The organism is Paenibacillus aquistagni (assembly GCF_900177815.1).
In the GTDB taxonomy this organism is placed as follows: Bacteria; Bacillota; Bacilli; order Paenibacillales; family Paenibacillaceae; genus Paenibacillus_B; species Paenibacillus_B aquistagni.
This window is the reverse complement of the sequence record NZ_FXAZ01000001.1, coordinates 1,534,067-1,546,145: the sequence shown is the minus strand read 5'-3', so window position 1 is coordinate 1,546,145 and position 12,079 is coordinate 1,534,067. Positions and strand designations below refer to the sequence as shown.

Sequence of the window (12,079 nt, the reverse complement as noted above, 5' to 3'; positions counted from 1 at the left end):
TCCATGAACCGATATGATGGTAGAAAGTGACACATTGGAAGGATGGGCATACATGAAGGTATCGGATTGGAAGATCAATGTTATTCAAATGGATGTAGCTATTGGCGATCCAGATAAAAACTATCGGCAGGTTGAACAGAATATCAAGCTTGCCATGCAGGGGCATGATGCTCCAGATGTGATTGTACTGCCTGAAATGTGGAATGCGGGGTATGCTTTGAATCGAATTCAGCAGCTGGCTGATGAACAGGGTATCCGCACAAAGGAACTGCTCCATCGATTGTCCAAGCACTATCGGGTAAATATTGTGGGCGGATCAGTAGCCGTCAAACAAGAGGGCCAAGTACAAAATGTCACGTATGTTTACAATCGTCAAGGAGAACGGGTTAGCGAGTATGCTAAGATCCATCTATTCAAATTAATGGATGAGCATCTATATTTGACAGAAGGAGACATGCTTCATCGCTTTGAATTAGATGGCATACCGTGCGGAAGCATCATTTGTTATGATCTTAGATTTCCGGAGCTGTCTCGGACCTTGGCGCTAAGCGGGGCAGAAGTGCTCTTTGTACCTGCCCAATGGCCAAATCCAAGGCTATATCATTGGAAGACGCTGCTCGCTGCAAGAGCAATTGAGAATCAAATGGCGGTAGTGGCCTGCAATCGAACGGGAAGCAGTATAGGGGATAACGGAGAGGAAACAACCTTCTTCGGACATTCAATGATTCTTGATCCTTGGGGAGAAGTGATCGCTTCTGCCGGGGAGGAAGCACTGATTTTGAAAGGGACGTTAAAGCTTGAATCAATACCCGAAGTGCGTTCTCGAATTCCTGTCTTTAAAGACCGCAAGCCGCATATCTATCAGTTGGGTGTACAAGAATAAGCTGAATCAAGGAATAACAAGGGGAGATGCTAATGCAACAACGCCAATCGAACCATTCCCAAAAAAGCAATAAGAAACATAATACGAATCTAAAATGGCTGATTGCAATCATCTCAGCGCTAATTATGATTGCAGGTGTACTTATATATAGCAGCCTTAAGGAGTTAGGGAACAAGGATTCCGTTTCTCCTCCTATGACAAACTCGTCCCAGGAGCATGCCAAGCCGCCTGAGTCGAGCGCTGTGAATCAACCTCCACTTCAATCGGAACTCGAACAAAAAGAAGAAGAAGCCAAGGCTGCTGCAAAAAGCGCCTTGGAACAGCTCTCGCTTGAAGAGAAGATTGGCCAGCTTCTGTTTGTGGATATGTCTGCAGTTGAAGTAGAGCATCCAACCAAGACGATCAAACAGGCGCTGGACGAGATCAAGCCGGGTGGTGTTATACTGTTTCGGTCCGATGCCGATACGCTCGATAAGACGATAGCGTATACTTCGATGCTAAGTCGTCTTGAGACAGCCGTTCCTGCATGGATCGGTGTGGATCAAGAGGGGGGTGTTGTGTCTCGTTTTCCATTTATGTCGGGGATGAATGGGAATATGGCCATCGCCGCTTCAAACAGACCCAGCTTAGCCAGCGAAACGGGGAAGCGGATTGGTCTTAACTTGCAGGCGCTCGGCATGAATGTGAACTTCGCTCCCGTGGCCGATGTGAACAGCAATGCTCGCAATCCGGTCATCGGCATTCGGTCTTTCGGCTCGTCGGCGGATCTGGTTAGCCGATATATGCTGCCGATGATTGAAGGAATGCATGAGGCCAATATCCCAGCAGTAGTGAAGCACTTTCCAGGGCATGGCGATACAAATGTTGATTCGCATGTGAATCTGCCAGTACTTAAGCATACGAAGGAGCAGTTGGAAAGCATAGATCTTAAGCCTTTTCAGGATGCGATAGACCAAGGCGTGGACATGGTCATGAGCGCGCATGTCGCGGTGCCAGCGCTTGATTCTTCCACGATTCAATCGAGAAAGGATGGCAAGCCGATCTATACGCCAGCTTCGCTGTCTAAGGAACTGCTTACGAATCTCCTTCGCACGAGCATGGACTTTCAAGGCGTCATCATTACCGATGCCATGAATATGGGGGCGATTGAGCAGCACTTTGGCATTGAAGAGGCAAGCGAGATGGCCATTAACGCCGGTGCTGATGTCCTGCTAATGCCTGCGCACCCTGCACGTGTTAAACAGCATTTGATCGATGCGGTTCTTAAAGGGCGTCTCCCGCAGGAAAAAATTGATGAAAGTGTGTTGCGCGTCTTGACGATTAAGGCAAAGTACGGCTTATTGGCTGAGAATCGTGAGATGCTTGAAGAAGAGGAACAGCTGAAGCATGCTCAAGAGTGGATAGAGAGCAACGGAGATCTTGAGTTTGCACTGCAGGTTGCTAGGCTCTCAACTACCTTGGAAGGAGATGCTTCTAAGCTTCCGTTCATTCATGCGAAGATGAAGAAGCTTCATATTGTAGGTACTGATCCATATGCCATTAAGCTCTTGAACGAAGCGATTCAGTCTTATGCTTCAGATAACAAGGCGGTCGTCACAGAGGTGATTTCTCTGCGTGCATTGTCAGAAGATGAGGTTGAAAATAAGCTGCATCTTGCCACGATGGATACCGATGAGGATGGAATCTTGTTTGTTACTAGGGATTTGCAGCTCAAGCCGCAAATTCAAAATGTGATGACAAGCGCGATTGCGCATGTTGCGAACAGTGGTATGAATATGGCCTCAGTCTCCATTGGATCACCTTATGATACCGAGCTTCTGGAAGGTGTGCCTCTTCGTTTCTTGAGCTACGGAGCAACAACAGCGAATATCCAAGCAGTGGTTGAGGCGTTGTTCGCCTCAGATCCACCGCCTGGACGCTCTCCCGTTGAATAGGCCTTGATTCACAATGAACGTTGATAACAGTCAAACGGCTCCTTGGTAGCAAGCTTATAGATGATTATGATGAAGTACGGCACGGACACGGTCACTGAACTGAACAGCGACCGTGTCTTTTAATGTTTCCATGAAGGCCTCGGCTGCCTTGGACATATAGCGTCCAGTACGATATGCGAGCACCAACGTTCTAGAAGGACGGTTTCGAAGCGGAATATAAGCGGGTACAAACTCGCTTCTTGGCGCAGTTGCAATGAGGGAAGGGACAAAGGCAATTCCCATGCCTGACGCTACTAGGGATTGCACGGTCTCAATATTGCTGCTCTCAAATACGACCTTGGGTTCGAATCCCGATTCTCTGCACAGATCAAGCGTGATCTGGCGGAAGCCCTGACCGCGCTTAAGCGATATAAAGGCCTCGTCCTGCACGGCAGCTAGATCGATTGGTTCTCCATGGTCAACATAGTGCTTGTATAAGCGATGCTCCTTAGGCACCGCTAAAAAAATCTCTTCTTCAATAATGGGTTCATAAGATAAGGATTCTTCCTGTATCGGCAGGGAGAGCAGGCATAGGTCGATTTTGCCTTGGGCCGTCATTTTGATCAACATGGAAGTCGAAGGCTCCTCAGTCAATACGAAATCAATGTCCGGGTAGCGATGATGGAACTGAGGAACGACATGAGGCAGGATATGCGATCCGGTGATCGGCATCGTACCGATTGTAACTTTTCCTGCTTTGGTCTGCGAGATATCGGACATCTCCTTTCGCAGCTGCTCCATAGAATCAAGGATCTTCTGCGCACGCTCTACAAATACCTCTCCTGCATGCGTCATCTCCACAGAGTTCGTCGTTCGCTGAAACAATAACACTCCGATCTCTTTCTCCAGCTTCGAGAGCTGCTGACTAAGCGATGGCTGGGCGATGTGCAGCTTGTCTGCTGCTCTTGAAAAGTTCTTTTCCTCTGCGATTTGCAGAACATACTGCAATTGCCTGAATTCCATGTTTACACCTCATCTGCTATATAGTCCAAACCTATTAATATTATAGATATTATATCTTGGAACTATGAATAAAGGAATGATATATTGATTGCAATACAAAGAGAACGCAGATCAATGCGAGAGGTGAGGAATATGACGAAGAGAACGTTATATGAAAAAATTTGGGATCAGCACGAAATTGTGCAGGAGACAGGAAAGCCGAGCATTCTTTATATCGACCTTCATTTGGTTCATGAGGTTACATCGCCACAGGCATTCGAAGGGCTTCGCTTGAGTGGACGCAAGGTTCGTCGTCCAGATTTGACCTATGCCACCATGGATCATAACGTTCCTACTAAGGATCGCTTTAATATTTCAGATCCTATTTCGAAGCAGCAGATCGATACGCTGTCCCAGAACTGCGAGGATTTTGGCGTTCGCTTGTTCGACCTAAACGATGTAGACCAAGGCGTCGTGCATGTCATGGGGCCTGAGCTTGGCTTGACGCACCCAGGCAAGACGATTGTTTGCGGCGACAGCCACACCTCGACACATGGTGCCTTTGGAGCGCTTGCCTTTGGTATTGGGACAAGCGAAGTTGAGCACGTGCTGGCTACACAATGCCTGCAGCAGGCAAAGTCCAAGACGATGGAAGTCCGTTTTGCGGGATCGCGCAAGCCTGGAGTAACCGCGAAGGATATGATCCTCGGCGTTATTGCTAAGTATGGAACAGATTTTGCTACAGGATATGTTGTGGAGTATACGGGGGATGCCATTCGTGAGCTGACGATGGAAGAGCGCATGACCGTATGCAACATGTCCATTGAAGCCGGCGCACGCGCAGGTCTGATTGCACCTGATGAGACAACGTATAATTATTTAAGAGGCCGCCAATATGTTCCTCAGGGCGAAGCATTTGAGCAAATGGTACAGCAGTGGAGCGAGCTCTCAACAGATGAAGGAGCCACATATGATACGGTTGTTGATTTTGATGTAGATGCATTGATTCCACAAGTGACTTGGGGAACAAGCCCTGGCATGGGAACGAACATCACTTCTGCTGTTCCTAATCCAGCGGACTTTACAACCGAAAATGAACGAAAAGCAGCCGAGAAGGCGATTGAATATATGGGGCTTACCCCAGGAACGCCGATGACTGAGATCGGGATCGATTATGTATTCATTGGCTCTTGCACGAATGGACGTATTGAAGACTTGCGAGCTGCGGCTGAGATTGCACGCGGCTACAAGGTAAGCGATAAGGTAACCGCAATTGTGGTTCCAGGATCTGGACGAGTAAAAATGCAGGCTGAGAAGGAAGGTTTGGACCAGATCTTCGTTGACGCAGGCTTCGAGTGGCGGGAGGCAGGCTGCAGCATGTGCTTGGCCATGAATCCAGATGTACTGCAGCCCGGACAACGCTGCGCATCTACCTCGAACCGCAACTTCGAAGGTCGCCAAGGGCGAGGCGGACGTACGCATCTTGTTTCTCCCGCGATGGCTGCAGCCGCAGCGATTGAGGGACGTTTTGTCGATGTGCGGAACTGGGAAATCAAAACTGAAGTGATGAACTAGTAGGGAGGAATCAAGATGCAAGCATTCACAACGATGACCGGACTTGTAGCACCAGTGGATCGTGTCAATGTCGATACTGACGCAATTATTCCAAAGCAATTTTTAAAAAGAATTGAGCGCAGCGGATTTGGACAATTTTTGTTCTATGAGTGGCGTTTTGATGAGGAAGGAAATACGATTCCTAGCTTTAGCTTGAATCAGCCTGAATATAAAGATGCAAGCGTACTGATCTCCCGTGCGAACTTTGGCTGCGGCTCATCGCGCGAGCATGCGCCATGGGCTATCTTGGACTTTGGCTTCCGCTGTGTGATTGCGCCTTCGTATGCGGATATTTTTTATAACAACTGCTTCAAAAACGGAATTCTTCCTATTAAGCTCTCGGAGGAGCAAGTGGAAGAATTGTTCCAACGCACAAGCAAGCATGAAGGCTATCAACTGCATATCGATCTGGAGAAGAAGCAAATCTCCGATGACTATGGCTTAAGCTACAGCTTCGATCTTGATGAGCACCGTCGTCAGTTTCTGCTTCAAGGCCTTGACGATATCGGATTAACGCTGAAGCATGAAGAGGCTATTGGCAATTACGAGCTGAAGCACAGCAATCGCTTGGCATACCCTGCACAAGCTTAATGGGATAGGATCAACGTATACACGCATCAACACGGACCTTTAGTTAATAACTAAAGGTCCGTGTTTTTTATTGCTGACGAACCTTGGTAAAATACGCTATAATTTCTATGTCAGTTTTATTTGGATTAACGCAACTTTTGTCAGTTATTTTCGTCTAAATTAACGTCTGTTCCTTTGAACGTTATTTCATAGATTCAGAGTGTCAGAACAATACGAAAGGATGTAGAGGTGAAGATGCAGCAAAAGACGAAAAGATGGTTGACTGGCTTAATGTTCATGTTTCTTCTTGCAATTGTTTTTCCACAAGTGGGACAGGCTGCCCCACAACCCTCGCTTTATTTAGACGGAAGTTCGATTAAGACTCCTGAGCCCATTACGTTAAAAAATAATTTTGTAATGGTACCAATTCGCGTTGTGTCAGAGACGCTAGGGTATAAGGTTGATTGGGAAAAGAACACGCGAATGGTTGTCATATATGGTGATAACAAGCGAATTGAATTGAAGATTGACAGCAAGACAGCTACCATCAACAGCAAAGAAGTAAAGTTGGACCAACCTGCTTATATCTCAGGCGGTTCAACGCTTGTGCCTCTACGCTTTGTTGGTGAGAGCATGGGACTAACGGTGGACTGGGATAACAGCTCGAAGTCAGTATATCTGTTTACACCAGACGATGGCTCTACTGTGGAACCAACACCACCTGGAACTGGCGGCACGGGAGAGGGCAATGGCACTGGGTCGGAGACGCCGAATGCCAGCCTGACCAAGGTGCAGGACTTCGTGTTTGGAGAGAATACTTTACATATCTCACTTGAAAAAGACGTCGAACCCAAGATTTCGATGATGACAGCACCTGATCGTGTCATTATTGACTTGCCTAAGACGACATTCTCTCAAGAGTTCCTGGAAAAGTACGGCATGACGAATGGCGGGCAGGGAACACAGCTTATTACAGGCTACCCTGATGTGCAGCAGGTTCGTTTTGCCCAATTCGAAAAGGAAACCGTCCGCTTCGTGATTGATGCAAGCTACGCGCTTGATGTTAAGACAACGAAGAATGGCAGCGGATTGCTCTCCTTTGAAGTAAGCACCAAGTCATCTGGCGGCGGGACTACGATTCCCCCAACGAAGCCAGACGGCAAGTATACAGTCGTATTGGATGCTGGGCACGGTGCCCACGATTCAGGTGCTGTAAGTGTCAAGAAGCGCACAGAGAAGGACTTTAACTTGCAGCAAACGCTGAAGATTGCTGAGCTTATGCGCAAGGATGATCGATTCCATGTGGTACTGACAAGAGAAGACGATACATTCTTAGAACTGTCTGATCGTGTAAAGATTGCGAATGATCTAAATGCAGACCTGTTTGTATCGATTCACGGCAATAGCGCGGATTCAGCTGCTGCCAATGGTACAGAGACCTATTGGTATCGTCCAGAGAGCAAGGCATTTGCAGACGTAATGCACAAATATTTATTGCAGGGCACACAGCTAAAGGATCGTGGAGTCCGCCAAGGAAACCTTCATGTCATTCGGAATACGAAAATGCCTGGCATCCTGCTCGAAATCGGCTTCTTGAGCAATACAAGCGATGAAGCCAAAATGTTCGATGAGCAATTCCAGCAGCGAGTTGCTGAACAGGTGTTCAATGGAATTAAAGCGTATCTCGGGTTATCTTGACGTACTATGTTTGAGAAGTCCGTCATACGTGTATAACCATGACAAGGAGGTTGATAGGGAATGAATAAACGTAAATGGTTAGGTCTTATGATCTTTGTGTTGGCTATCACGATGCTTGCAGCTTGTACGAACAAGAATCTTTCGTCAGGTGATCAGACAACTACTGATTCCACTGATCAGCATACAGGGCAAGACCAAAATGGCAATCAGCAAGGCGATTCGAACGACACCGGGGACACCGACAGCACGAAGCCGAACGAAGGCGGTTCTAACAATGGCTCTTCTGGCTCCAACGATAAGCCTGATGCGGCTAAACAACAGCAGAGCATTACCGTGTATAAGACCGATGATGAGCTTATGGAGCTGAAGGAAGAGAAAGTGACGATCACCTTTGGCAATGTGGAAGAGAAGATTCAAGCGGCTTTGAAGGCACTTCAGACCGATGGCGATCAGACGTATGCGCTGTGGAAAAAAATAGAGTTCAAATCTTCAAAGCTAAATGACAACGGCATGCTGACGATTGATGTTCATGTTCCTGATAATGGACATTTGGGTGCTGGCGGAGAGTCATTTGCCATCGAAGCGTTAACGAAGACCTTGTTCCAATTTGATGAGGTGAAGTCCATTGATCTGCTGGTCGATGGTCAAGCAACAGAAAGCTTGATGGGGCATGTTACATTAGAGCACCCATTTATGCGTCCATAATGACATGGCATGAAATAAGAAAGAATCACAAACAGGGGCAGGATATGCCCCTGTTTGTGTCGAATTATAGCTGTTATGCACATTTTTTATGAACTATGGAAGAGGAGAGATAAGATGAAGCCGAACATGAAGAAGAAAGTAAGCACGGTCACAAGTGCGCTTTTGGCAATGACAATGACGGTATCTGCAGTTCCTGCCGTTCTAGCGGCTCCTGCTGAGCATGCTGAAGTGACAGCGAGCGCAGCGGAGGGAACTTACAGTCCTGTTTTTAGCGATGTTAAATTAGGCCACTGGGCTGAAAAGCATATACATAAGCTAGCTGCACTTGGAATATTGAAAGGAAACAACGGCAAATTCAGACCAGCTGATGATATTACGCAGCAGGAAGCAATTGCGCTTGCCATACGTTACATGGGGCTTGAAAATGAATTGAACGAATCAGGTAATGCTGCGCTGCCAGAGGACTTTAAAGTAGGCAATTACTTTAAGTCCTATACGGTGCTCGCCTTCCAGAAAGGCTTGTTGAACAGTGAAGAGGAGCTTAAAAACTTGGATCCGAAAAAACCGTGGGGTGACCAAAAAGCATCTCGTGAATGGATCACCAAGATACTTGTTCGCGCAGTAGGCAAGGAATCCGATGCCAAGCAAGTGATGACCATGCCAACCTCTTTCGCAGACAACAGCAAGATCAATGCCAGCAATCTGGGATACGTAAATGTGGCCGTTGAGCTTGGTCTTACGACGGGTGTAGATAAGAATCGTTTCGATCCACAAGGTAAAGTAACAAGAGCACAGATCGCCACCTTCTTTAGCCGTGGGGATGCAGTGAGCAGCATTGCTTATGATGCGCAGGTAATGGGCATCGTAAGTGAAATCACGGACAATGCGATTAAGGTATATACGGAAGATGGCAAGTGGACAAGCTATCGCATTGATGACAAGACGATGTGGTACAAGTCTGACAGCGAGAAGTCGATCTTGAAGAGCGACATTCCGATGTATACGAAGGTAAAAGTGATCTCTACGCTAAATAGTGCGCCATATGTGGAACTGATGGACGCCAAGCAGCAGGTGGAGACCATTACGGGTAAAGTCAAGTATGTGCTCCCTGGTGAGAACACAATTTTTGTAAACTTCAATTCAGGCGAAGATACTCGTATTAAATATGAGGACAATACCTCATTTAAAGATGCATCTGGCAATGTTATTGCGGCTAAGGATCTAAAAGTAGATTCCGAGATTGAAATCATGAAGGAAACGTTCTCTCAGGAGCGCAAGGTGCTCGTCGTTAAGGTGAAGTCCGGTCCGGTAAATAAAACGGCTACAGGCACCATCGCCTCCATTGATACGACTGCCCGCAATCTTGAGATTCAAGCTGAGAATGGCGCAAAAGAGACGTTCCGCGTTGCTGACGACGTGATTGTTCGCTATGGAGATCAAATCATGCCTAATGGCATCAAAGATCTGTCCGTGAACAGCAAAGTTTCGTACACGGTCAAAAACAGCGTGATTACAAGCATTGAGCTCGCAAAGGCGCCAGAGGTAACGATTCAAGGCCGTCTATTTGAAGTTGGACCGACAAAGACAAGCGTTACGATCCTAAAAGACGATGGCAAGTTAGAAGCAAAGCGCCTTGTTACACGTGTATCTGTGGTCATCAAAGGCATGACCAATCCTAGCATTGATGATCTTGTAGCTGGCGAATATGGCGATCGTGTCAAGCTTACTGTCAATGGCGATGATCAGGTTACACAGATTGAAGTCGTAGATCGCAAGGTAGAGTCATTGATTGGGGCGTCCGTGATCAACTATGACAAAGAGAAGAAGCTCTTGTCTGTGACAGACGATAAGAACAAGCCATACATCTTCTATCTTGGCAATGATACCAAATATGAATACAATGGAAACCCAATTATGGGTGAAGCGATTCTGTCAATGTTAAACGGCTCTCGCAAGATCAATATTCAGTACACAGCGGATAAAGTGCTGCTTGTACAAATTGTTCATAAATACGAAGGCACGTTGATCCATGCCAGCACATCATCTAGAACCATTACACTGAAGCTGGCTAATGATCAGATCGTAACGCTGCCCTATCAGTATTCTTTGATTAGCGTTGATATGTTTGGCAAAAGTAACGCAACGTTAACTGATGTGAACAGCGGTGATTATGTTACAGCTTTGCTCTCTACAGACCAAAACTATGTGATCTCACTGGCTGTTCGCAGTTATAAGCAGTTTGAGGTTGCTCAGGTGAATACAAGCAGCAATCGAGTATCTTTGCGCGATACAGACAATATCGTAAAAGAAATCTATGTAGGAAGCCAACCGATCTACAATGAGAAGAATGAACGGATTAACCTGTCCAGCCTCACAACAAATGATGTTGTGAATGCGATCTTTGATGGCAGCAATCTTGTTGAGCTTCGAGTTATTCCTGTAACAACAGGAATCGTGGAGTCTGTGGATACTTCAAACGGTGTTGTCGTTATCAAGAATTATGCGGGGCAAACCTCAACCTACTCTTCTGCTAATGGCTTGACTGTTCTGGCGAGCACAGGTGCTGCATCAAGCATTAGCTCGCTAAAAGTAGGGGATCGCGTTGAGGCTCGCAAAGATGCGAAGAATGCTTCCGTCTTAAAAGTACAAGCAGGCCTTAGCAAGACGTTCTGGAAATACGATGCTTCCAGCAGAGAGTTGTCTGTGCGCCGCAGCAACCTTAATGATAACAACTATCGTTATACGATTAGTCCAAATGCTTATATTCACAGCAATGGAAATACCATAAGCGTAAGCTCCTTAAAAGATGGAGATTCACTTGTGTTGTATTTGCAAAAGGGTCAAATTGTCGAGATTGAAAAGCTATAAATGTAGCTTTCAACTGCAATTCATGAATTGATTGGTTTCTTCAACTGTCCCGTCCAACATTTGGATGGGACAGTTTGCATATAAGACTGTTTTTACGCTACCAGTCAATGATATAATGCATAAAGATGGATAGGAGGGAATGAGAGTGGCGACAAGTGCAAAGGTTCGCAGAATCTTGGATACGCTGGGCGAGATGTTCCCAGATGCTCATTGTGAGCTGCATCATTCAAATCCCTTTGAACTGACGATTGCGGTGTTATTGTCCGCTCAATGCACAGATGAAACGGTGAATAAGGTCACAGCGAATTTATTTCAAAAGTATAAACGGCCGGAAGATTATCTCGCTGTGCCTTTAGAAGAGCTTGAGCAGGATATTCGTCGAATTGGGCTATATCGAAATAAAGCGAAAAATATTCAGAAGCTGTGCCAACTGGTCCTTGATCAGTATGGCGGTGAGATTCCTCAGAAGCATGAGCAGTTAACAGAACTGCCCGGAGTTGGAAGAAAGACAGCGAATGTGGTGGTTTCCAATGCGTTTGGTGTGCCTGCCATTGCAGTGGATACCCATGTAGAGCGGGTTTCGAAGCGCTTGGGTCTTGCAAATGAAGAAGATAGTGTATTGGAAGTAGAGAAGAAGCTGATGCGCAAGGTACCACGTGATGAGTGGACATTGACCCATCACCGTCTTATCTTTTTTGGTCGTTATCATTGCAAAGCACAATCCCCACAATGTGAGGTTTGCCCTTTACTTGATATATGTAAATTCGGAAAAAAACGTATGAAATCAGCTCCATCGAGAAAGAATGGTAAATAAGAAGATTAGAGA

Annotated in this window: 9 protein-coding genes; 8 read left to right on the top strand and 1 reads right to left on the bottom strand. The window is 46.4% G+C overall.

Translation table 11 applies throughout. The annotated features are described in order from the left end of the window. Window positions 1–52 precede the first annotated feature (52 nt). Together B9Y93_RS07210 and B9Y93_RS07205 are read left to right on the top strand one after the other, a co-directional pair. Window positions 53–883 (top strand): carbon-nitrogen family hydrolase, encoded by an 831-nt coding sequence (locus tag B9Y93_RS07210; protein WP_085493619.1) that lies wholly within the window; start codon window positions 53–55, stop codon window positions 881–883. 32 nt (window positions 884–915) lie between these two features. After that, window positions 916–2,817, top strand: coding sequence for a glycoside hydrolase family 3 protein (locus B9Y93_RS07205; RefSeq protein WP_176228865.1), 1,902 nt, complete (start codon window positions 916–918; stop codon window positions 2,815–2,817). Between the two features lie 54 nt (window positions 2,818–2,871). On the opposite strand, the gene B9Y93_RS07200 is transcribed toward B9Y93_RS07205, so the two are convergent. Beyond that, window positions 2,872–3,819, bottom strand: a complete 948-nt coding sequence (locus B9Y93_RS07200; RefSeq protein ID WP_085493617.1) for a LysR family transcriptional regulator — start codon at window positions 3,817–3,819, stop codon at window positions 2,872–2,874. A 132-nt stretch (window positions 3,820–3,951) separates the two neighbouring features. Between B9Y93_RS07200 and leuC the strand changes: the two genes are divergently transcribed. The 6 genes from leuC to nth all read left to right on the top strand — a co-directional run bounded on the left by leuC (window position 3,952) and on the right by nth (window position 12,067). Further along, window positions 3,952–5,373, top strand: coding sequence for a 3-isopropylmalate dehydratase large subunit (leuC, locus tag B9Y93_RS07195; protein WP_085493616.1), 1,422 nt, complete (start codon window positions 3,952–3,954; stop codon window positions 5,371–5,373). A gap of 15 nt (window positions 5,374–5,388) precedes the next feature. Continuing rightward, complete coding sequence (gene leuD, locus B9Y93_RS07190; RefSeq protein WP_085493615.1) at window positions 5,389–6,003, top strand: 3-isopropylmalate dehydratase small subunit; 615 nt, start codon at window positions 5,389–5,391, stop codon at window positions 6,001–6,003. Window positions 6,004–6,237: 234 nt separating this feature from the next. Continuing rightward, window positions 6,238–7,680: an N-acetylmuramoyl-L-alanine amidase family protein gene (locus B9Y93_RS07185; protein ID WP_085493614.1), complete on the top strand. Its 1,443-nt coding sequence runs from the start codon at window positions 6,238–6,240 to the stop codon at window positions 7,678–7,680. Window positions 7,681–7,740: 60 nt separating this feature from the next. After that, a complete protein-coding gene (locus B9Y93_RS07180) occupies window positions 7,741–8,385 on the top strand; it encodes a GerMN domain-containing protein (protein WP_085493613.1) in 645 nt (214 codons plus the stop codon). Between the two features lie 114 nt (window positions 8,386–8,499). Then, entirely contained in the window at window positions 8,500–11,253 is a 2,754-nt protein-coding gene (locus tag B9Y93_RS07175) for an S-layer homology domain-containing protein (RefSeq protein ID WP_085493612.1), read from the top strand. A 139-nt stretch (window positions 11,254–11,392) separates the two neighbouring features. Next, complete coding sequence (gene nth, locus B9Y93_RS07170; RefSeq protein ID WP_085493611.1) at window positions 11,393–12,067, top strand: endonuclease III; 675 nt, start codon at window positions 11,393–11,395, stop codon at window positions 12,065–12,067. Window positions 12,068–12,079: the final 12 nt, after the last annotated feature.

Bases quoted from the DNA above. Each gene is read 5' to 3' on its own strand.
- B9Y93_RS07210 (WP_085493619.1), top strand. From the start codon at position 53: ATGAAGGTATCGGATTGGAAGATCAATGTTATTCAAATGGATGTAGCT.
- B9Y93_RS07205 (WP_176228865.1), top strand. From the start codon at position 916: ATGCAACAACGCCAATCGAACCATTCCCAAAAAAGCAATAAGAAACAT.
- B9Y93_RS07200 (WP_085493617.1), bottom strand. From the start codon at position 3,819: ATGGAATTCAGGCAATTGCAGTATGTTCTGCAAATCGCAGAGGAAAAG.
- leuC (WP_085493616.1), top strand. From the start codon at position 3,952: ATGACGAAGAGAACGTTATATGAAAAAATTTGGGATCAGCACGAAATT.
- leuD (WP_085493615.1), top strand. From the start codon at position 5,389: ATGCAAGCATTCACAACGATGACCGGACTTGTAGCACCAGTGGATCGT.
- B9Y93_RS07185 (WP_085493614.1), top strand. From the start codon at position 6,238: ATGCAGCAAAAGACGAAAAGATGGTTGACTGGCTTAATGTTCATGTTT.
- B9Y93_RS07180 (WP_085493613.1), top strand. From the start codon at position 7,741: ATGAATAAACGTAAATGGTTAGGTCTTATGATCTTTGTGTTGGCTATC.
- B9Y93_RS07175 (WP_085493612.1), top strand. From the start codon at position 8,500: ATGAAGCCGAACATGAAGAAGAAAGTAAGCACGGTCACAAGTGCGCTT.
- nth (WP_085493611.1), top strand. From the start codon at position 11,393: ATGAGAGTGGCGACAAGTGCAAAGGTTCGCAGAATCTTGGATACGCTG.